Source organism: Microcoleus pseudofavosus SVA1_A4 (genome assembly GCF_036700565.1).
Taxonomy (GTDB): Bacteria; Cyanobacteriota; Cyanobacteriia; order Cyanobacteriales; family Microcoleaceae; genus Microcoleus.
On record NZ_JAUBPE010000026.1, the window covers coordinates 1 to 20,551 of the forward strand.

The window sequence follows — 20,551 nt, forward strand, 5'->3', positions numbered from 1 at the left end:
GGAGCTGTAGAGTCTTTAATTAAACAGATTGGAGCAAGAATTAAGATTGTAGGTGCACAGTGGAACGAAAAAAATGTTCCTCAAATTTTAAGACTCAGATGTGCATATTTAAATAACGACATCAAGCTCGGTATTTCTGCTTAGTTAAAAAGCGGGATGCTCCCGCCGCCTTTAGTAGCCGGCGGTCAACTTGTATTTTTTACCCGTCCAGAACTAGCGATTAACGCTCTCCAATTGTGCGATATCGATGTCAGCAAACTGGGAAAGCCACCCACACAAATAGATGCTATTTGTGACATTGCAGAAACGCTGTACTTGCTCGATGCAGAAGATATTGACGAATCAGGGACTATGCTTAACTGTTTGAACGCGCTGTTAAATTTAGTTAAAGCCACATTAACACCGATGCCCACAGAGTACAAGCAAGTGCTTTATGCTTTGGCAGACAACCTGAATATTGAGAAAGAGTTTGCAAGTTTTTTAGCTGAAGAGGACATCCAGCGTTCGGAGATTGTTAATGCTATTTTGTGGTGTGTGGGAGCAATTACAGCCAAATCTAGATTGCTGACATAGCAATTTAATATAAAACTAGAATGTGCATCGATAATAAATAATATCGCCCAAGGAAATTGTGCCATGACTGTAACAGATTTACGCTTGTGGACTGTAGACGAATATCGCCGCATGACCGAAACTGGCATTCTCAATCCCGAGGAACGAGTCGAATTAATTGACGGGCAAATTATTTCAATGAGTGCAAAAAGTCCTCCCCACGGAGCAACTAATCTCTGTGCAGCCGACTATCTGAGAAATCTGCTGGCAGGACTTGCTTTAATTCGCATCTAAGACCCGATCGCTCTAAGTGATAATTCAGAACCAGAACCGGATATTGCTGTAGTGCAAATCGACCCCCGGCTGTACCAAGATTTTCATCCCGCACCCGCCAACATTTTCTTATTAGTAGAAATAGCTGACACGACTTTAGAAACAGACCGCAAGCGAAAAGCACCGGCTTATGCTAAGGCCGGAATTCCTGATTATTGGATACTTGATGTTAACACGCGGCAAGTTTATGTTTTTCGCGAACCGGTGGGGGGAAATTACAGGCAAGAAACAGTATGTAATGAAGATGGAATTTTGTCAATGCTGGCATTTCCAGAAATAGAAGTTCAGATTTCGCAACTGTTTCCTTAAGTCTGTGGGCGGCGGGTTTATCGATATCTTTAGCTACCGATCGATATTTCGGGTAAAACCCGCCCCTTGTAGGGTGCGTCGCTGCTAGATTTTCGAGCTTGGGAAGTAGATTATCTGTGGCGACGCACCCTACGGTATCTACGGGTATTGTGTATATTGATATCGCTCGAATTACCAAAACGTTGTAGGGGTTGGTTCACAAACCATACATAACAATGACGGACAATTCATATAAACCCGCCCCCATCCCACCGCAAATCTGAACGTACATTTGGCTTGTTTGTTGGGTAGTAGGGGCGGGTTTTTGAGATTGTTTGTTTTGGGGCGATTATTGTTGGTGAACCCGCCCCTACAAATCTATCAATTCCCAATTTCCAATTATCAATTACCAAATTTTCAGGATCATCCCGATCGCTCAAGTAAATTTAGTCATAGGACGCATACCGAGTTATACTCCTACTACAAAGCCCCCACCTGCAAAATCACCCCGAAATCAAAGTTTATGAGCAACACTTCCCCGCCTCAACCAGCCGCCGACAACCCCCAAACAAAAAAACTCAATTTTTCAACAAAATTAGCATACGGTGCCGGCGACCTCGGCCCCGCAATTACTGCGAATGTTTTGGTATTTTTCCTGCTGTATTTCTTTACCAACGTCGCCGGTTTGGCTGCGGGTACTGCTAGCAACATTTTGCTGATCGGCAAGGTTTGGGATGCCATAAATGACCCGATTGTGGGGGTTTTGAGCGATCGCACATCTCACCCCTGGGGCCGCCGGTATCCTTGGATGGTATACGGCGCAATTCCTTTCGGCATTTTCTTCTTTTTGCAGTGGATTGTTCCCAGCAAAGATCCAACGATACTGTTTTGGTACTATGTGGCGATCGGCATTTTGTTTAACACGGCCTACACCGCCGTCAACCTGCCTTACACCGCCCTCACTCCAGAATTAACCCAAGACTACAACGAACGCACTAGCCTTAACAGTTTTCGGTTTTCTTTCTCGATCGGCGGCAGCATTTTGTCGTTAATTTTAGCGCAAATTATCTTTGCAATAGTTAAAGATGACACCCAAAAATACTTAGTATTAGGCGCAATCTGTGCAGTGATTTCAGTGTTGCCTTTGTACTGGTGCTTTTTGGGAACCCGCAAACACGTGATCTCTCAATTGCAAGAAAATCCAGTAGATGACAGTTCAACTTCCTTGCCGCTGAAAGAACAGTTACGCATTGCATTTAACAATCGCCCTTTTTTGTACGTAATTGGAATTTACCTCTGTTCTTGGCTGGGAGTGCAATTAACTGCTTCTATTTTGCCCTACTTTGTCATCAACTGGATGAAACTGCCGCCAGCAACTTTTACCCAAACTGCGATCGCCGTTCAAGGCACTGCACTCGCCATGCTATTTGTTTGGAGTAAAGTCAGCGAGATATACGGCAAAAAAGCCGTATATTTTATGGGCATGAGTTTGTGGATTATCGCCCAAGCCGGACTGTTTTTCTTGCAACCAGGACAAGTAGTTGAGATGTACCTATTAGCTGTTATGGCGGGTGTCGGAGTTTCTACTGCTTATTTAGTACCTTGGTCGATGATACCGGATGTCATTGAACTCGACGAACTCCAAACAGGAGAAAGACGTGAAGGCGTGTTCTATTCGTTTATGGTGTTGCTGCAAAAAATTGGTTTGGCATTGGGCTTGTGGTTTGTAGGACAAGCATTAGAACAAGCTGGATTTCTAGCCACTATTCAGGGACAGGCTGCGCCAGTACAGCCGGATTCTGCACTGTTTGCGATTCGAGTTGCGATCGGGCCGCTGCCCACAATTGCTTTAATTGCTGGCATGATTCTCACATATTTTTATCCGATTACCCGCGAAGTTCATGCAGAAATTTTGTTGAAACTTAGAGAAAAGAAAGCACAAAATCAGTAAGCTGCAATCAATAATCGGTAATTAGTAAACTCCAAAACTAACAACTACAAACAGCTACAGCAGATTGTAGGTTTATGAAGTAAACCCGCCTATCGATCGATCCCCGTAGGGACACGGTAAGCTGTTACGCATTTAAACCATTAACGATCCAGGTAAGGTGCGTCAGCTAGAACACTTACTATACATGGGAAACGCTTATTTACGCTCCGCACCCTACTATCCTCCTTTAAATGCCGAACAGCTTAATGCCGTGTGTAAAGCTGCACTTCATCAACCTGGGATACGCTGTAATCCGGGCGCTATCCATAACACTCCTCCCATCACTTGCGAACTCTTTCTCTTCTCCTCTCTTCTCTTTTTTTACGGATTTGTCATCAGCCTTTTTCATCGGTTCGTTGAAAAAAAAAGCCCGTTGCGCGTTTCCCGAAAGGATTGCTATAGCTTGCTCGGATGGCGAATACAAGCGATAGTTTTAGTAATAGTAGGAACTCAGAAACTTGGTTTTTATCGGAAAAAACATAATATCGCGGAGCGCCATCCGCCCCGGTAGAAAGACCCCGGTAGGTGGAGTTTTTCGAGATGTCGATCGAGTTTGAGAACACAAGTTATTAAATTTTATGTCTGTAGCGCACTATTGAGAGTAATTTGTGATAGAATAACCGCGATGAGTAAGTCTATAGACTTAAGCAGCCATCCAGCTCGTTAAAAAGTTTATAATTAAAATAAGAGACAGATTTTTCTCGGAAATTGATTCGATTAGTTGCAGTTCCAAAAATCTACTGAATGCTGTTAATTATATCTACATGGAAAATGCAAAACTTTTTAGTCGGTCAGTTAGCGGGTAAGTTAACCGGTTCTGGTGCCGTTGACAGCGAACATAAAAATGTCATAATAATGACAAGGCAATACTAGCGCCAGCAGTGGCTGAGCTGTTAGGGGCAATTGTAAAATTTTGGTAAAGTTATGGCGCGACCTGCGGCGAAGCTCAGCGACACCCGAAAAATTTGACCGAGGCGCCCAGAAACCTTAAATACAAGCACAACACAGCAGACAGAAATGCAGTCGGCCACAACTCTCTCTTCGGTTAGTAAAAAAAAAATTACAGTCGGCCCAACATAGGGATTTAGTTATTTTTGTATACTATGTGAAAGTAGTGAGAACTATTAGAAGGAAGTGGGATCGACCAACCAAGAATCTCCTGTGATATCCTTAAGCCAATGCTCAAAGTATCAACCAGAAGGCTCGCAGAACAAAGCTGATTTTACCAACAAAATATCAAAGAGGTCAACATGGAAAGAGAACAGGACGCTCATATCGTACCCATTAGCAACCAGAGCAGACAGGTGCAACAATTTTCAGTTGACGAGGGAGAAGAGTTAAGCGCGCCGCCTCAGAAAGGATTGAATCTAAAGCCGTTGTTGAGGACTTTTGGGCGAAAAGCCCTAGTCATTATTGGGATTATCGGTCTCGTAGGCGGTGGAGTTACTTATCAGATCAAGGGAGGTAAGCAAACATATCAAGGCGATTTTCGGATGCTAGTGGAACCCGTGACAACGGAGGCAAGAATTGCTGACCCCGCTGCCCTAGCCAATCGCGGCGAGGGGGGGGCAGTGCCGAGTCGAGATTTTTTTAGTTTGGACTACGCAACTCAACTTCAAATTCTCCAGAGTCCTCAGATGCTGTCGGCTATTGTTAAACAAGTCCAAAAACGATATCCACAATTTACCGAGGCAATTCTTCAAAAAAATTTAGTCGTTTTGCGGATGGGTGAAAATGAGATGACGCTCACTAAAATTTTGGAAGTTCGCTTCATGGAGACAGATCCTCAATTAGTTGAGTTCGTTTTACAAGAAATTAAAAAGAAATATTTAAAATATAGTCTTGACGAACGCAAGACTCGCATTGGTGAAGGTGTTAATTTTATTGAAGACCAGCTTCCGGGACTCAACAAGCGCGTAAATGACCTGAAGTCCGAGTTAGAGGTGATACAGCAGCAGCAAAAGATTACCGATCCTAAAGAACAAGGGGCGCAATTGATCGAGCAAGTTCGCACCGTAGAAACTTTAGAGTTAGAAACTCAAAGGCTGCTGCAAGAACAGAAAACGCTGTACGCTAATTTGCAAAAACAATTAGATTTTACACCAAATGAAGCTATTGCCGCTTCAGCTTTAAGCGAAGAACCTCAATATAAAGAGCTGCTGACCAAGGTTAAGGAAGTAGAAGGTCAGATTGCTGTAGAAACAGCTCGTTTTAAATCTGCAAACCCTATAGTGGAAGCTTTAGAGCGGAAGCGGGCCAATTTAGTAGCTTTGCTCAACGAGCAAACAAAGCGAATTTTGGGGCAAAATTTAGTAGGAACCCAAGCCAATTCTAAAGTTCAGAATTTTCAAAATTCGATTCGCATAGGCTTGATCAAACAATTGGTTGATACTGCCAACCAAGTTCAAGTCTTAGAAGCTCGCAGTCAGGCGATCGGCCAAACTAAAAACGATTTGAACCGACAAGCAAGAGAATTTCCCAGCATAGCCCGCCGCTACAATGAACTGCAACAGCAATTAGAAGTAGCCGCCCGCACCCGCGATCAACTTTTAAGTCAGCGGGAAACTCTCCGCGTCCAAGCAGCTCAAAGCCAAGTACCTTGGGAAATAATTTCTGAACCACGGATACCGCGAGATCCTAAGGGCAAGTTGATTCCACTTGCATCGAAAAATAAAAACAAATTAATGATGGCAGTTGTGGGGGGGCTAGTGTTGGGTCTGGGAGTGGCTATTCTCATTGAAAAGTTCCGCAATATTTTCTACTGTGTTGATGACGTTAAAGATGCGTTTGACCCGCCTTTATTGGGAGCAATTCCTCTTGACAAAAATGCTAAAAAGTTTCCGCCTTCTATTGCTAATGCCTATGCTTATCTTGAAGGAAAAGAGGGTAATAATAAAAATGCTTCGGAATTTATAGAAGCTTTTGACTCTCTTTATACTAATATCCGCTTTCTTTCTTCAAATCGAACGATTAGGTCTTTGGCAGTTGGTTCGGCTACAGTTGGCGAAGGCAAATCTACGGTTGCTTTAAACTTAGCTCATGTGGCAGCGCTGGCGGGTCAGCGAGTGCTGTTAGTAGACGCGAATTTGCATTCGCCCAGCTTGCACTTGCTGTTGGAACTGCCTAATGTTAAGGGATTGAGCAACTTGCTCGACAATAAAAACGAACCAAATGAAATTATCCAGCGATCGCCTGACGCAGATAATCTTTTTGTATTGACTGCCGGTCTCCCTATTCCCGGTACTGCCAGACGGCTTGCCTCATCTGGGATGCAGTATTTAATGGAAGAACTTCACGCAACATATGACTTAGTTATCTACGATACGCCGGCGCTGGTTGACAGTAAAGATACGAATTTTTTAGCGGCGCGCACCGATGGAATACTAATGGTTGTAGCAATTCGTCAGGTCAAGTTTTCTGTAGTCAAAAAAGTTTTCAGTCAATTAGAAAATTTTGGTATACCTTGCTTGGGCACAGTTGCTAATCATGCCACCAAAGGCAAGAAGTATCAAGTATCTAAATCATCAGTTGTTGAAGAGAAAAATGAATATTTGAATCTTTCACCAGTACCGTCTGGCATCCGCAAACTAGCTCCCAAAAAAGAGTGAGAGCAAAAAAAGATGACGGCGGACTAATTCCCATCCGGCTTGGTAGGAAATGTGACTGTAAAATTAGTCCAGCCATTGCTGCTTTCAACCTCTATTTTTCCCTGCAACTGTTCGACAAGTTTTTGAACCAAAGCTAAACCTAAACCTGTACCTCCTTGTTTCCAAGGATCGGCGTTGGGAACTCGATAAAATTTCTCAAAAATTCGAGGCAATTCCTCTATGGAAATGGACGATTGATTGCTGAGTGTAAATTCGATTTTGGAAGGGACATCACTTGTTTGTAGCGAATTTTCCCCTTGTCCTCCATCTTCGCAGTCTCCCTTTTTGCACTCAACTTTCAGAGAGATTTCGCCGTCATTAGCAGTATATTTGCAGGCATTGTTGAGGAGTTCTGCTAAAATTCGTCCCAAACTAGCGCGGTTGGAACAGATCGTGGGGAGGTGGCGATCGCACTCTACTCGCAAATGCTGGTGGCGGTTGTGGGCGCGGGTGTAAAACGGGTCGATAATAGTAGGCAGCCAGACTTCTAAGTTTACTGGTTCCAGATCGATCGGACAAGTTGCTGCTTCGAGCCGCTGCAAATCGAGCAAAGCATTAATCAAATCAGTTTCTCTAGTACATTCTGTTTCTAAAATTTCAAGATAAATCTGGCGCCGATCTGGTGTAGGAGAAATTCTCAGCATATGAATAGCCATTTTTATATTAGCTAAAGGCGTCCGCAGTTCGTGAGAAACTGTGCTGAGAAATTCATCTTTGAGGACGTTTAAATGCTGGAGTTCGTGAACTTTTTGCTGCAATTCGGCGGTGCGTTCTTGAACTTGGCGTTCGAGGTCGGTGTTGAGGTTTTGGACTTGCTGGTAGAGTTGGGCTTGCTGAATGGCGATCGCGATTTGAGTTGCCAGTTGCAGCAGCAAATCCACTTCCGAAGGCTGCCACTGCCGGGATTGGGAACACTGATGGACGCACATCATCCCCCACAAATTGCCGTCTTGCAAAATGGGTACAATCAAATAAGCTTTGATTTGCGCTTGCTGGAACCGCGCATATTTTTCGGCGCTCAAACGGGCTTGGTCGATGTCGGGGACGGCATAAATTTCCTGTTCGATCGCCGAAGCAGATTCTTGCCAAATATTATCGGGCAGGATTTCTCCCAAGATTGAAGACCAATTTTCGGCAACGGATTCTGCCACTACAATTCCGTAATTGCTCGACTCTAAATGCAGGATTGCAACTCGATCGGCTTGCAAAACTTGGCGGACTTCATCGACGCTGGCGTGGAGAATTTCTTCGAGGTTTAAGGATTGGTGAATTCGCAAGGCAATGTGAGTTAACAGCCGATCGCGCTGCAATTGTTCGTGGAGTTTTGCAGTCCGTTCCCGCACCTGCTGTTCCAGTTTGGCATTGCGGCTTTGCAGCAGTTCCAATTTTTCCGCTTGCAGTTGATAAACTGACTGCTGCAACTGTTTGACAACTCGGTACATTTCTGTCGGGTCGAGGACTCTGAGCAAGCTGGTTTGAGTAATAATTCCCAACAGTTCTCCGCGCCCCCCGCACACGACCAACCGCTGCACTTGTTGCTGCTCCATTTGTTTGTGCGCCGTCCACAGGGAATCGGAAGGTTGCAGAAATTGCAGGGGAGTTCTCATGACTTTTTGAGCTGGGGTTTGCTCGAAATTTAGTTCGAGAAACAGTGCCTGCACGATGTCGTATTCGGTAAGAATTCCCAGGGGTTGGTGAAAGGAATAGTTAAAAATGGAGGTATAGTCCTCTTTGGGCTTCTCCATTGTTAATTCTGTGTTTTTTGTAATGACTACGCAACTGACTTGATGCTGTGACATCAGTTCGGTTATGCTTAGCAGCGAGGCGGTGTGGGGCGCTGTAATTGGCGTAGTCATCAATTCTGCTACCCGCCGCAATTTGAGAATGTTTGAAGGCTGCAATACTTGGCGAATTCTTTCCCGCGTTAGCACTCCTACCAAGTGGCCCAAGTGATTGACGATCGGCAAATAGCGAATCTTGTGCTGGCGAAATAAGGATAAAGCGGCGAACACGTCTTGGTCGTCGGATTCTGTCAGGGAGACTGACACGAGTGACATCACTTCGGAAATCGGTATTTTGTGCAGGGCTGCTTTTTGCTGGTTGTCTATTTTTCCAGAAGCGATCAGCCTCACTAAGTCGGCGGGAGTTAATATGCCGATTAACAGCCCGCGGCTGGGGTTGTCGGATAAGTTGCCTGGGGTAATAGTTTGCTGGTTCTGCACGACGAGCACGCATCGCGCCCGCAGCTTGTCCGGCGCGGACGCTTCGTTCCTCGCCCCCCGGTCTGAGGGTAAAGGTGTTTTGACTCTCGGACAACTGTTTTGCAACTGACTCATCAGGGCGATCGCCGCTGGTAAAGAAGTTTCTGCCCCGGCAGTTACGGGGTAGCGGTCGATCGCTTGTTCTAAGGCTGAGGAGTAAAAGGGAGGCTGGTAAAAGGGCATAGTTGATTGCAGGTTGTCAGAGTCAGAGCTAACTATCGGGCAAAGCCTTGGGGAACGGCGGAAACACCTCGCCTGTGCTTGGGATTTAAATAATAGACTTTCTAATTTATTATTTCCACGCAATCTCTGCTTTAGATTAATGGTGTCACTAATTCGCAATCTCACCGATCTCAAATCCTTGGGCGGTTTTTACTGCCTGCTTTTCTCCTGAGACTCCCCTATAATCAAAATAACCAGAATGTAAAGTTTTACTACAAGATTTACCAATAATGACAACTTTAAGCTTAGAGCAAATTGCCGCCAAGTTAGAAAGCGAAAATTCAGCCGATCGAATGGTGGCTTTGGCCAACTTGCGGAACGTGCCTGCTGCAGAGGCAGTACCTTTGATTAAAAAGGTGTTGAACGACGAAAGTTTGCAGGTGCGATCGATGGCTGTGTTTGCTCTCGGGGTCAAACCGACAGCAGAGTGCTATCCCATTCTAGTCAAATTGCTAGAAACTGACCCGGATTACGGCATTCGCGCTGACGCTGCGGGTGCTTTGGGCTATCTGGAAGATATCAGAGCTTTTGAGGCTTTGGTGCGGGCTTTTTATGAGGATACTCAATGGCTGGTGCGCTTCAGTGCTGCTGTTTCTTTGGGGAATCTCAAAGATCCCCGGGCTCGCGACGTGCTGCTGAAAGCTCTCGAATGCGAGCAAGTGGTGATACAGCAGGCGGCGATTTCGGCTTTGGGGGAAATTAAGGAAATGGGCGCGATCGATCGCATCCTCAATTTTGCTCAGTCGGAAGATTGGCTGATCCGCCAGAGGCTGGCTGAAGCTTTGGGCAATTTGCCGAGTGTTAAGAGCGTTTCGGCTTTAAAATACTTAGAAAAAGATAGCAATTCTCAAGTATCTCAAGCGGCAACAATTTCTCTCCATCGTTTGTCGAAAGCAGAAGGATAACAGATACCGATACTTTTTTCTGTAAGTGTTTCATTTCCGCGCTTTTAAGGCGGGATGAAACACCGATCCCTTAATTTATTCAGTCCTCTGCTAGCTCAACCTATTTCTTAGTTCTTGAGGTGACAAAACGGGAATCGGCGACCCTGCGAATCCATTCACATCCCGAGTAACGATCGCCTCTAACTCTAACTCGATCGCACACGCTATCTGCACCGCATTTTCAAAATCCGGCAATCCCAGCGCGATTGCTTGTTCCAGAACCTCTCGATCCACCGCACAAATTTCCATCAATGCCAAAAGTCGAGTTACCGCAGCAATCGCAGCTTCAGAACTCTTGGTTTGTCGTCCCACCAAATAATGCACATCCGTAACCGTTGTCGCCGACATAAACCCTTCAACTCGCCCCGATTCAACTGCATTCAGTAAAAAAGCAGCATCCGCTACAAAAGACATCTCCGAAAACACTCAAAGCCTCTGTATAGTTAAGTTCTAGGACGTAAATGTAATCATCGTAAATTAGCTAGTGTGTACGATAAAACCAGACTTTGAGATATTTATTGTTGATAATTATGCCAAAATATTGAGTAAGCTCTGTTAATTTTAATCCGATCATTTCCCCGCTTTTCCTAATGGTAATATTAAGGCTCCAATTCGCAACCTTACTATTCCACAAATCGTTAAAATTACTTGCTCATATTTTTGGGGGTTTAATCTAAATCTTTCTTGGGCAACTCGAAATATCTTGACCGTTCTAATTCGATGTTCCACAAAAATTCGGCGAGCCGAAAACGCTTTGTTTTGTTCTTTTTGTTCAGTTGTTAATTCTCGGTTTCTGGGTTTTTTAATGGGAGTTGTTATTAAATCTTCTCCAACGTAAGCTTTATCTCCCTTAAATCTTTGTTGAGGGTCAAACTCGGAGCGATATTCCCGGAATAAGGTTATATCGCTTTTAGGTCCAGGTTCCCCTGCCACAACATCAACTATATCTCTACCATCTGGCATGATAATTATTTGACTTTTGAATGTATGATTACTCTTCTTGCCTGAAAAGTATTTTTCTTGTTCATCCTTATCTCCAGGTCTCTCTCTGACTTGTTCGTAGGTATCTACTATTAATTCATATTCTGTGAGTATTTCCTTAACTATTGCATGGTCAGCAGCGTTTTTTTTTACTTGTTCCAGCAAGCTAGATGGTAGCAATTCCCGCAGGTGCGGCAACCAATAGTTAAATGTATCATTAGCTGTAGACTCACTTACTCCAAACTGGATGCCCAGAAGTTGAAATGTTGTCATATGCCTCAGATAGACCAATGTTAAAATTATTTGTTCGGGAAGAGATAGTTTGGGTTTTCGACCTCCTCCACCAGCAATAATTCTTACTTTCTTTGCTTCTAGTAAAGCTTGTTTTTCATGATGTAATCGTTCGGCATTTTGGAGCAATTGTTGTAACTCTTCATAGGCCAGACCAATTAATCGCTGTGTTTCTTTATGATTTTCTTCAATATGATTCAGGATGTCGCTCATCTTTCTGTGTAAAAAAAGGTCTCTTATGTTCTTTTACCACATAATGTTACTATTTTGGAGATGTCTAAAAGGTTCGCGTGCAAGCATTGCATCCAGTAAAACATTCGTATCAAATAAAACTTTCATCACAGATACTTTTGGACTAACCGCTCATCCAACATTGCCTTTACTTCTGCATCTGTAGGTGGTGGCGCGTCCGTTTTCGCAATGCCAATTAAACTCGCGGCTAAACCCTTCGGTTTCACCTTCGATCGGGGTTTCGGTTGGAGCGATCGCATCAAGGCATCGATCAACTGCCATCGCTCCTCGGCAGACAACCTCAGTGCTCGGTCTTGAAGTTCGCGTAACGTCATAGTAATTTTATCTTTGACAGAAAACATTGGACAAGCAGGCAAGTATATAAATACCCCCGCTTCAAATTTTAGCGCCTAAAGTGATATAATTTTAGCTTCTTAAAAACACTTAATTTTTCGCCATAGGCAGTGAAATGCCCTACAGCCAATTTAGCATAGAACAAATTAAGGCCACTTTCGGCATCGCCTTTTCGAGCAAGATGGGCTTGTTTGCCGACATTCCCGAAATAGAACCAAGCAGTTTTTTGCAAGAAACTTTGCAATTCAATCTGCCTTTAGCACTAGATATTAATTCCGAGAAAGCTCGCTCCGAGCTAATTGTCGCGCCAATATTAGTTGAGATAAAAAGACGGCTCCCGGAACGGATGAGTTTATTTTCAGGTCGAGAATTTAATGTAGACGCTGCTAGGGGTTTGAGCGGTTATTGCGATTTTCTAATTAGCCGATCGCCCGAACAGCTAGTCATTGAAGCCCCAGTTATCGCCTTGGTTGAAGCCAAAAATGACAACATTCAATCCGGCTTAGGACAGTGCATGGCAGAAACGATCGCAGCACAAATATTTAACCAGCGTCAAGAAAATGACATTCAGATAATTTATGGAGTTGTCACAACTGGGAGTATCTGGAAATTTTTCAAGTTAGAAGGAATTGCGATCCAGATTGACACCAGTGAATATTTTATTAATAATGTTGGTAAATTTATCGGTATCTTAATAAAATTTATAGAGTCTTGAGTGAAACCAGAATGTATTAAGCTGTCCCGCATCTTGCGCTGTATTTTTCGGGCGGGCGGGACGCCCACCCCACAATAATTTCATCAAACTTGACTGTAAAATTTAGATAAGCCTCAGCTTATTTAAGCTGCTGCGTGCAAATCGCAAGTTAAAATAGTTGTTAATCTCCTTTAACCAAAGCCAGCCATGAATCAAGCGCCCAATCCTTTTAACTCAAATCCATCCAATCCGCTAGACCCCTTGGAGCAAGAACTTGACGAGCAAGGTGAAGCATTGCCCAGACAGTACCACCCAGCAACTAAAAAAACTCTGCAAAAAGTCTTTATTATCCTGGTAGTTGTCGGGGCTATTATTGGGGGAATTCTATCTGTAGGGGTGATTTCGCTAATGCAAAAGACCGGACTCACTGATGTGCCGGCGCGGGTACAGAATCCGAAGTAGTATCCAGTCTGAAGGATCTGTCGATGCTAAATGCAGCAATTTTCTGGGATGAAGCTTCAGAAAATATGATGTTTTGTAAGGATTTTTTCAAAATAATTGATGCTTAAAAATTCTACGGCTGCGCCCGATCGCATTCCACAGCGACAGATTTCGGAAAAACTTGTCTCCGCTGGCTTTCACGCTCTTTCTGACCCCCTGCGGATTCAGATTTTGGAGTTGCTGCGAGAACAGGAGTTGTGCGTTTGCGAATTGTGCGATCGGCTTTCCGCCCCTCAGCCTAAACTCTCTTTCCACCTCAAAACCCTAAAAGAAGCCGGTTTAGTCCGCAGCCGCCAAGAAGGCCGCTGGATCTACTACAGCCTCAATCTAGCTCAGTTTCTCGCCCTGGAACAGTACCTCGCCGAGTACCGCCGGTTTAGCCAAATCCTGCCGGCGCGCCAGTGCTCCGACGCTGGTTAATCCATCAACATTTCTTAATCAGTCAATTACAGAAGTCAAGTTTTGAGTAGTTGACATATCAAATTTTATTGATATTATTGATTGTAATCAATTAATTCAGAGTGATGGATGCAAAAGCTCATAGGTTAGCGAATGCTGGCCGAGATTGCAGGCGAGAGGCGATCGCCGAATTTCTAGGTACATTTATTTTGGTTTTTGCAGGCACCGGCGCTGTGATGGTTAACACAATTAGCGGTGGTTCAGTAACTCATTTAGGCGTCAGTTTTGTATTTGGTGCAGTAGTATGTGCCATGATTTACGCGATCGGACACATCAGCGGCGCACACTTTAATCCAGCCGTAACTTTAGGGTTTTGGGCGAGCGGTTTTTTCCCAAAATACAAAGTTTTGCCTTACATTTTAGCGCAGTGTGCGGGGGCGAGCGCAGCTTCCGCACTGCTGCTAATTACATTAGGAAAAGTTGCCAAGCTCGGTGCAACTATCCCTCTCAACGGTAACTGGTTGCAGTCTCTAATTTTAGAAACTGTTTTGACCTTTATCTTAATGTTTGTTATCCTCGGTTCTGGATTAGATAGACGCGCTCACATCGGTTTTGCCGGGATAGCAATTGGGTTAACGGTAGGACTGGAAGCTGCATTTATGGGGCCGATTACCGGAGCGAGCATGAATCCGGCACGATCGCTCGGCCCGGCTTTAGTTGGCGGAATTTGGGAACACCATTGGGTTTACTGGGTTGCTCCCATTTGGGGAGCGCAATTGGCAGTCGCAGTTTATCGAGAACTGTCTAACGGATTTCGGGATTTTAATTAAAAGTATCATGACAAATTTTACGCACAAACCGAGAATTTTGTTTTTATACGGCTCTTTAAGAGAGCGTTCTTACAGCCGTTTATTGGCGGAAGAATCGGCAAGAATTATTGAGGGTTTCGGTGCCGAAGTTCAATTTTTTAATCCTCTAGAATTGCCTATTTATGGTAGCGTTCCCGATACGCATCCGAAGGTTCAAGAACTGCGGGAATTGAGCCTGTGGTCGGAGGGTCAAGTGTGGTCTAGTCCAGAAATGCACGGCAATATTACGGGCATTATGAAAAATCAAATTGACTGGATTCCTTTAAGTATTGGGGCCGTCAGACCGACTCAAGGTAGAACTTTAGCGGTGATGCAAGTCAGCGGCGGTTCGCAGTCTTTTAATGCTGTCAATACTTTGAGAATTTTGGGCCGCTGGATGCGGATGTTTACGATTCCGAATCAGTCTTCTGTTGCTAAGGCTTATCAGGAGTTTAACGACGATGGGACAATGAAGGATTCGGCTTACCGCGATCGGGCGATCGACGTGATGGAGGAACTGTACAAGTTTACCTTGCTGTTGCGGGAGCAAACCGACTATTTGACCGATCGCCACAGCGAACGCAAGGAACAAGCAGCTAAAGTGACGATCGACGTAGCAAATCGCGCCCTTGAAACATCTAACTAACAACTAACAACTAACAACTAACAACCAACAAATACCATGATAAAAGTAATGTTCGTTTGCAAAAGAAACTCCTGCCGATCGCAAATGGCAGAAGGATTCGCTAAAACCATCGGAGACGGCAAAATTGCAGTCACCAGTTCCGGGTTAGAATCAAGCAGAGTTCATCCGACAGCAATTCAAGTCATGTCTGAAATCGGGATTGATATCACCGATCAAACATCCAATCCGTTAAACGAATTCAATGCAGAAGACTACGATGCCGTAATTTCTTTGTGTGGCTGCGGCGTGAATTTACCCGAAGCGTGGGTATTGCGAGAAGTGTTTCAAGATTGGCAACTCGACGATCCAGACGGACAACCAATCGAAACTTTTCACCGCGTTCGAGATGAAATCAAAGCACGAGTTGAAAAATTAGTTGACACTCTCAAATAAGATTAAGTAGACGGGGGGGCAGGATGCCCACCCCACAAGCAAATTAACCTTTGTGGAACAGGCATCTTGCCTGTTGCTGACAATGGTGCAAAATCTGAGTTTGAATTAACTCCGTACCGCATAATTCAAATCTGTCGCTGTCGCATCCCCGGAATTAGTGCTAAATTATCAGAGGCGTTCCGCCAGAACGCCTCTAAATCCGTTGCGAGAAAAGACCAACTAGATTAGCACATGATTCAGACAGCACTCACGCCTTTCAGAAACAAACTCAACTCAGCTTTAACTAAAAAGCAAATTACAGTCTTACAAATTAATCTAGGGAAACGCTGCAATCTCGCTTGCACTCACTGTCACGTAGAAGCTAGCCCGACACGAACAGAAGAACTTTCCCCGGAAATTTGCGACCAATTAATTCAAATCATTCGCCGTTTTCCTCAAATTCAAACTGTTGACCTCACTGGCGGTGCTCCCGAAATGCTTTACGGTTTTAAACCGCTGGCGCAAGCTGCCAGGGCGGCAGGTAAAGAGGTAATTGTTCGTTCTAATTTGACGATTTACTTTGAAAAAGGTTTTGAAGATATTCCCGAATATTGCACGGAACACCAACTCAGAATTGTGGCGTCGCTTCCCTGCTACCAAGCTGACAATGTGGACAAAATGCGCGGCAGCGGTGTTTTTGACAGTTCGATTCGGGCGCTGCAAAAGCTAAATCAGTTGGGATACGGGAAAAACCCAAATTTAATTGTAGATTTGGTGTACAATCCGCAAGTGGTGGCAACAGACAAGTTTTCGCTAACACCGGAACAAGGCAAGTTAGAGCAAGATTACAAGGTTTATTTAGCCGAAAATTTTGGGATTTGTTTCAATCAATTGTTCGCGATTACTAATTTGCCGGTGGGACGGACTAAGTTTCATTTGGAACATAAGAAACTGCACAAGCCTTATCTCGGGTTTTTGGAGGATAATTTTAATCCCGGTACTCTGGAACATTTAATGTGCCGTAACGAATTGTCGATCGACTATTTGGGCAATGTCTACGACTGCGATTTTAACCAGATGGAAAATCTGCAGGCAAAAACTGGCAGTGGGGAAAAGATAAATACTGCGAAATTGCTCGCATCTGGCAGTTTAGATTTGATTCAAGAGGTGCAAACTGCTGCTTATTGTTACGGCTGTACGGCAGGTTCAGGTTCTAGCTGCGGCGGTAGTTTGATTTAATTTAAGGGAAAAGTTGCGCTTTATATCATCAATGGGATGAAATACAGTAGGGACACGGCAGTGCCGTGTCCCTACTCTGGAAACGACGGTGTATGAAATTTAGACTGGGGAGTTTAGGTAATGAATGATTCGCGATCGCCCGGTGAAAATCCGCCGCCATCCAACAGTTGGAAGCTGATTTTAGGGATTGGTTTAGCTGTGGCTTTAATTGCAGCGGCAAAGTTTTTTAATTTCCAAGGAATTTTGAAAAATGCGCTGGAGTCGATCGCGAGTCTCGGCCCGTGGGGCCCGGCAGCTTTTATTCTAATTTACATTGTAGCAACGGTTTTATTTATCCCCGGTTCTTTGCTGACTCTCGGTTCTGGCGTTTTGTTCGGAGTTGTTGGCGGTTCGGTTTGCGTTTCCATCGGCTCGGTTTTAGGTGCAACTTGCGCTTTTTTAACAGGAAGGTATTTAACTCGCGACTGGGTTTCCAAACAGATTGAAGGCAATCAAAAATTTAAGGCGATCGATGCAGCAGTTGCCTCTGAAGGATGGAAAATTGTTTTGCTGACGCGGCTTTCTCCAATTTTTCCGTTTAATTTGCTTAACTATGCTTTTGGAGTCACGCAGGTATCTCTAAAAGACTATTTTTTCGCATCTTGGATCGGCATGATTCCCGGAACTGTCATGTATGTTTATATCGGTTCCCTGGCCGGGAGTTTGGCTGCACTCGGATCTAGCGGGCGATCGCGCACTGCTGCTGAGTGGGCTCTCTACGGCATTGGTTTGCTAGCAACGATCGTCCTCACCGTTTATGCAACCCGCTTCGCCAAAAAAGCTTTAGACGAAAAAATTTCCCCTTGAAGGCATAGCGCAAATGGGTAAAATTGTCAATAGGGTTTTGCCCATACATTATAATACATTGCTAATTTAAAAAACTCCGTAATTTCTCTGTGTTATTTATAATTTTTTTGTTATACAAACGAGATAGATATTAAAGATATCGTAAAGCACTAACTGAGAGTAGGTAAACCGAAGGTCGAAATATAAAATTGATGCCAAAATAGAATGTGAGCGCCCGACCCGAATAAAAATTGTTTGCTGTCAGTAGTGCAAGTCATACCATTTGAGATTTGAGATTTGAGATTTGAGATTGGGAATGACTGATGACTACCAGGATTTTGATCTTGGCTACAGTTGCATTCTTTTCTTAAACTGGTCTCACTACTTGCCTGATATTAATTCTGCCGAATGACGAATGACGAATGACGAATGACGAATGACGAATTTGACTCTGAGGGAACATTTGATGATGCAAAACCCAGCAAATCAAGCCGGATCTGTGTCTGCGCCGCCGCCCCACCAAACAAAAAAGCTGCGCCGCTTTTGGCAAAACATCAGCAGTTCTGCTCAATCGCGGTGGCAGCAAGCGCACAGTCTGTGGCAGCACAGACGGCAGCGCCGCCATTTGCTGACCCTGCTAATTCTGGCCACCACGGCTTTAAGCATTAGCACCACTGCTTGCATCAGCTATTTTTTTGTGCGCGGACTAATCCTCGACAATTTAAAACAAATAGCACTATTAAAACTAGAAAAAGGCACCGACGAAATCGATCGCTGGCTCAGCAGCCGCAAAGCAGAAATAGAAACCATTGCTTACGATCCTACGGTTCGCACTCTCAATTGGGAATTAGTCGAGCCCCGGTTGCAAGGAGAAATATACAGATTAAAAGAGTATTTTATCCTGTCATTAATTCAAGCCGACGGCTCATTTATCAACACTTTAGGCAACCGCGGGAACACTAAAGACCGCCAACACTTTCAAAAAGCAATGGCCGGGAATATCAACGTTTCCGATCCGCTGATCGGCCGCAGTACAAAAGTTTCGACGATCATCATTTCAGCTCCTATTTGGGCCTTATCTCCCGCTCCTAATAAAGTAATAGGAGTCCTCTCAGGCGGCATTAAATTAGACAGAGTAACATCTGTGGCTAACAGCTTGCAGTACGGTTCCGACAGTTATGCTTTTGCGCTCAATTCACAAGGAGTGCCAATTGTTCATCCCAACAATAACTTAATCGGAAATATCGATCTGCCGGCCCCAAGCTTTTTACATTCACAAGACCCCGCACTCTCCACAATTGCGCGGCAAATGATCGACCGCCAGACGAACATCGAACTGGTAAAAATAGATAACAAATGGGTGTATGTGGCCTATGCTCCCCTCAAGGAAGTTAACTGGTCGATGGCTTTAGTAATTCCCCGCGAAAATATTGAATCCCAACTGCAAGCATTAAATTTGCTGACATCTGTAGTCGCCGGACTGCTCGGCCCGGCAATGCTAGCAGCAATTTGGCTAATTTACTCTTCCGAAAACAATCGCGCTCAAGCGGAGCGAGAAGCCATGCTCAACCGGATTGCCGGACGCATTCGGGCTTCCCTAGAATTAGACAAAATCGTGCAAAGTACAGTCGAAGAAATAGTCAGTTTGCTGCATCTAGAACGGGCGGCTTTTGGTTGGTACAAACCACAAGAAAAAATGTTACAAATCCTGTGGGAATGTTGCCCCTCTGATGGTTCGACACAACCTATAAAGTTTGAGCCTTACTTGGTCGGAAATGTATTATTACGGAGTGGTGAAGGGGAGCCAATTATTTTTTCGAGGGACACTTTGGCTGAGGGTGCAGCTCAACAGATAGAACTTAAAGCTAATAGCTATTTAGCCGTACCTGTTCAGACTCAGAACCAGCCGCAGGGTTATTTAATTTGCAGCCACGCTACTCATTGGCTGTGGAGCGAGGAGGAAATCCAACTGTTAAAAGCTGTGGCAGACCAATTGGCGATCGCAATTACTCAATCTCACCTTTACAGTCAAACCCAAGACCAAATAAAACGGCTCAATAGTGCCTTAAATGAACTGAAAACAACTCAAACTCATTTAGTGCAGAGCGAAAAAATGTCATCATTAGGTCAAATGGTGGCCGGGATAGCGCACGAAATCAACAACCCCGTTAACTTCATTTCGGCTAATTTGCCTCACACCAGCAAATATACTAAAGATTTATTAGACTTGGTGAGTTTATACAAACAAACCTTCCCAGAGGTTCCCCAGGAAATCGCAGATTTTGCAGAAGAAATCGAGTTAGAATTTATCGAGGAAGATTTGCCGCATATATTGAATTCTATGAAAATAGGAACCGAACGCATTCGCAGCATAGTTCTTTCTTTGCGCAACTTTTCTCGCCTAGATGAATCTGACAAAAAGCTGGCAGACATTCACGAAGGTATGGAAAATACCTTGCTGCTGCTCTCCAACCGCATCAAAAATAGAATTTATATAGTCAAGAAATACGGAAAAGTGCCTTCAGTCGAGTGCTATCCGTCTCAGCTCAATCAGGTGTTTATGAACTTGCTGAGCAATGCGATCGATGCCTTGAACGAGATCGATCGCCTGGATAAAATCATTACAATTTCCACGGGAGTAGTTCGCGAAAATGGCGGTAAATTTCTGAAAGTGGCGATCGCCGACAACGGCCCGGGCATTCCCGACAGCGTTAAAGACCAAATTTATAACCCATTTTTTACTACTAAACCCGTAGGCAAAGGCACTGGTTTGGGGTTAGCAATTAGCTACAAAATTGTAGTGGACGGACACGGTGGCAGCATCGAAATTTCTAAACCTCCGGGCGGCGGCACGCAGTTTTTGGTAAAAATTCCTATTAGTAACGGGAAGTAAG

The 20,551-nt window shown here is 44.4% G+C and carries 18 protein-coding genes and 2 pseudogenes; 16 read left to right on the forward strand and 4 right to left on the reverse strand.

The window, feature by feature from the left end; all coding sequences use genetic code 11:
- The 5 genes and pseudogenes from QUA02_RS13205 to QUA02_RS13225 form a co-directional block, all read left to right on the forward strand.
- Window positions 1-144 (forward strand): annotated as a pseudogene (locus QUA02_RS13205) (ISKra4 family transposase); the annotation flags it as partial.
- A gap of 12 nt (window positions 145-156) precedes the next feature.
- Window positions 157-573, forward strand: a complete 417-nt coding sequence (locus QUA02_RS13210) for a hypothetical protein (protein ID WP_333028336.1) — start codon at window positions 157-159, stop codon at window positions 571-573.
- A gap of 63 nt (window positions 574-636) precedes the next feature.
- Window positions 637-1,194, forward strand: a pseudogene (locus QUA02_RS13215) (Uma2 family endonuclease).
- Between the two features lie 502 nt (window positions 1,195-1,696).
- Window positions 1,697-3,124 (forward strand): MFS transporter, encoded by a 1,428-nt coding sequence (locus tag QUA02_RS13220; protein WP_333028338.1) that lies wholly within the window; start codon window positions 1,697-1,699, stop codon window positions 3,122-3,124.
- A 1,289-nt stretch (window positions 3,125-4,413) separates the two neighbouring features.
- Window positions 4,414-6,771 (forward strand): GumC family protein, encoded by a 2,358-nt coding sequence (locus QUA02_RS13225; RefSeq protein WP_333028339.1) that lies wholly within the window; start codon window positions 4,414-4,416, stop codon window positions 6,769-6,771.
- A 23-nt stretch (window positions 6,772-6,794) separates the two neighbouring features.
- Here QUA02_RS13225 and QUA02_RS13230 read toward each other — a convergent pair whose 3' ends face one another.
- On the reverse strand, window positions 6,795-9,254 hold the full coding sequence (locus tag QUA02_RS13230; RefSeq protein ID WP_333028341.1) for a CBS domain-containing protein: 2,460 nt from the start codon (window positions 9,252-9,254) through the stop codon (window positions 6,795-6,797).
- A gap of 269 nt (window positions 9,255-9,523) precedes the next feature.
- Between QUA02_RS13230 and QUA02_RS13235 the strand changes: the two genes are divergently transcribed.
- The gene (locus QUA02_RS13235) at window positions 9,524-10,198 is read left to right on the forward strand and encodes a HEAT repeat domain-containing protein (protein ID WP_333028344.1); all 675 of its coding nucleotides are present in this window, start codon (window positions 9,524-9,526) and stop codon (window positions 10,196-10,198) included.
- Between the two features lie 90 nt (window positions 10,199-10,288).
- Here QUA02_RS13235 and QUA02_RS13240 read toward each other — a convergent pair whose 3' ends face one another.
- The 3 genes from QUA02_RS13240 to QUA02_RS13250 all read right to left on the reverse strand — a co-directional run bounded on the left by QUA02_RS13240 (window position 10,289) and on the right by QUA02_RS13250 (window position 12,075).
- Window positions 10,289-10,651 (reverse strand): PIN domain-containing protein, encoded by a 363-nt coding sequence (locus QUA02_RS13240; RefSeq protein ID WP_333028345.1) that lies wholly within the window; start codon window positions 10,649-10,651, stop codon window positions 10,289-10,291.
- A 156-nt stretch (window positions 10,652-10,807) separates the two neighbouring features.
- Window positions 10,808-11,722, reverse strand: coding sequence for a transposase family protein (locus tag QUA02_RS13245; RefSeq protein WP_333028347.1), 915 nt, complete (start codon window positions 11,720-11,722; stop codon window positions 10,808-10,810).
- Window positions 11,723-11,847: 125 nt separating this feature from the next.
- On the reverse strand, window positions 11,848-12,075 hold the full coding sequence (locus QUA02_RS13250; protein ID WP_106146537.1) for a hypothetical protein: 228 nt from the start codon (window positions 12,073-12,075) through the stop codon (window positions 11,848-11,850).
- Between the two features lie 134 nt (window positions 12,076-12,209).
- Between QUA02_RS13250 and QUA02_RS13255 the strand changes: the two genes are divergently transcribed.
- From QUA02_RS13255 to QUA02_RS13300, 10 genes are all read left to right on the forward strand, one after another.
- Window positions 12,210-12,809 (forward strand): hypothetical protein, encoded by a 600-nt coding sequence (locus QUA02_RS13255; RefSeq protein ID WP_333028349.1) that lies wholly within the window; start codon window positions 12,210-12,212, stop codon window positions 12,807-12,809.
- 186 nt (window positions 12,810-12,995) lie between these two features.
- On the forward strand, window positions 12,996-13,250 hold the full coding sequence (locus tag QUA02_RS13260; RefSeq protein WP_333028351.1) for a hypothetical protein: 255 nt from the start codon (window positions 12,996-12,998) through the stop codon (window positions 13,248-13,250).
- 99 nt (window positions 13,251-13,349) lie between these two features.
- Window positions 13,350-13,709, forward strand: coding sequence for an ArsR/SmtB family transcription factor (locus tag QUA02_RS13265; RefSeq protein ID WP_333028352.1), 360 nt, complete (start codon window positions 13,350-13,352; stop codon window positions 13,707-13,709).
- 104 nt (window positions 13,710-13,813) lie between these two features.
- Complete coding sequence (locus QUA02_RS13270; protein ID WP_333028354.1) at window positions 13,814-14,518, forward strand: MIP/aquaporin family protein; 705 nt, start codon at window positions 13,814-13,816, stop codon at window positions 14,516-14,518.
- Window positions 14,519-14,525: 7 nt separating this feature from the next.
- Window positions 14,526-15,182, forward strand: a complete 657-nt coding sequence (arsH, locus tag QUA02_RS13275) for an arsenical resistance protein ArsH (protein ID WP_333028357.1) — start codon at window positions 14,526-14,528, stop codon at window positions 15,180-15,182.
- Window positions 15,183-15,218: 36 nt separating this feature from the next.
- Window positions 15,219-15,614 (forward strand): arsenate reductase, glutathione/glutaredoxin type, encoded by a 396-nt coding sequence (gene arsC / locus QUA02_RS13280; RefSeq protein ID WP_333028359.1) that lies wholly within the window; start codon window positions 15,219-15,221, stop codon window positions 15,612-15,614.
- Window positions 15,615-15,680: 66 nt separating this feature from the next.
- Window positions 15,681-15,842, forward strand: coding sequence for a hypothetical protein (locus QUA02_RS13285; RefSeq protein ID WP_333028360.1), 162 nt, complete (start codon window positions 15,681-15,683; stop codon window positions 15,840-15,842).
- A 3-nt stretch (window positions 15,843-15,845) separates the two neighbouring features.
- Window positions 15,846-16,832, forward strand: coding sequence for an arsenosugar biosynthesis radical SAM (seleno)protein ArsS (arsS, locus tag QUA02_RS13290; RefSeq protein WP_333028362.1), 987 nt, complete (start codon window positions 15,846-15,848; stop codon window positions 16,830-16,832).
- 120 nt (window positions 16,833-16,952) lie between these two features.
- Window positions 16,953-17,678, forward strand: a complete 726-nt coding sequence (locus tag QUA02_RS13295; protein WP_333028364.1) for a TVP38/TMEM64 family protein — start codon at window positions 16,953-16,955, stop codon at window positions 17,676-17,678.
- Between the two features lie 415 nt (window positions 17,679-18,093).
- Window positions 18,094-20,550, forward strand: a complete 2,457-nt coding sequence (locus QUA02_RS13300; RefSeq protein ID WP_333028365.1) for an ATP-binding protein — start codon at window positions 18,094-18,096, stop codon at window positions 20,548-20,550.
- Window position 20,551 lies beyond the last annotated feature (1 nt).

Bases quoted from the DNA above. Each gene is read 5' to 3' on its own strand.
- QUA02_RS13210 (WP_333028336.1), top strand. From the start codon at position 157: ATGCTCCCGCCGCCTTTAGTAGCCGGCGGTCAACTTGTATTTTTTACC.
- QUA02_RS13220 (WP_333028338.1), top strand. From the start codon at position 1,697: ATGAGCAACACTTCCCCGCCTCAACCAGCCGCCGACAACCCCCAAACA.
- QUA02_RS13225 (WP_333028339.1), top strand. From the start codon at position 4,414: ATGGAAAGAGAACAGGACGCTCATATCGTACCCATTAGCAACCAGAGC.
- QUA02_RS13230 (WP_333028341.1), bottom strand. From the start codon at position 9,254: ATGCCCTTTTACCAGCCTCCCTTTTACTCCTCAGCCTTAGAACAAGCG.
- QUA02_RS13235 (WP_333028344.1), top strand. From the start codon at position 9,524: ATGACAACTTTAAGCTTAGAGCAAATTGCCGCCAAGTTAGAAAGCGAA.
- QUA02_RS13240 (WP_333028345.1), bottom strand. From the start codon at position 10,651: ATGTCTTTTGTAGCGGATGCTGCTTTTTTACTGAATGCAGTTGAATCG.
- QUA02_RS13245 (WP_333028347.1), bottom strand. From the start codon at position 11,722: ATGAGCGACATCCTGAATCATATTGAAGAAAATCATAAAGAAACACAG.
- QUA02_RS13250 (WP_106146537.1), bottom strand. From the start codon at position 12,075: ATGACGTTACGCGAACTTCAAGACCGAGCACTGAGGTTGTCTGCCGAG.
- QUA02_RS13255 (WP_333028349.1), top strand. From the start codon at position 12,210: ATGCCCTACAGCCAATTTAGCATAGAACAAATTAAGGCCACTTTCGGC.
- QUA02_RS13260 (WP_333028351.1), top strand. From the start codon at position 12,996: ATGAATCAAGCGCCCAATCCTTTTAACTCAAATCCATCCAATCCGCTA.
- QUA02_RS13265 (WP_333028352.1), top strand. From the start codon at position 13,350: ATGCTTAAAAATTCTACGGCTGCGCCCGATCGCATTCCACAGCGACAG.
- QUA02_RS13270 (WP_333028354.1), top strand. From the start codon at position 13,814: ATGGATGCAAAAGCTCATAGGTTAGCGAATGCTGGCCGAGATTGCAGG.
- arsH (WP_333028357.1), top strand. From the start codon at position 14,526: ATGACAAATTTTACGCACAAACCGAGAATTTTGTTTTTATACGGCTCT.
- arsC (WP_333028359.1), top strand. From the start codon at position 15,219: ATGATAAAAGTAATGTTCGTTTGCAAAAGAAACTCCTGCCGATCGCAA.
- arsS (WP_333028362.1), top strand. From the start codon at position 15,846: ATGATTCAGACAGCACTCACGCCTTTCAGAAACAAACTCAACTCAGCT.
- QUA02_RS13295 (WP_333028364.1), top strand. From the start codon at position 16,953: ATGAATGATTCGCGATCGCCCGGTGAAAATCCGCCGCCATCCAACAGT.
- QUA02_RS13300 (WP_333028365.1), top strand. From the start codon at position 18,094: ATGACGAATTTGACTCTGAGGGAACATTTGATGATGCAAAACCCAGCA.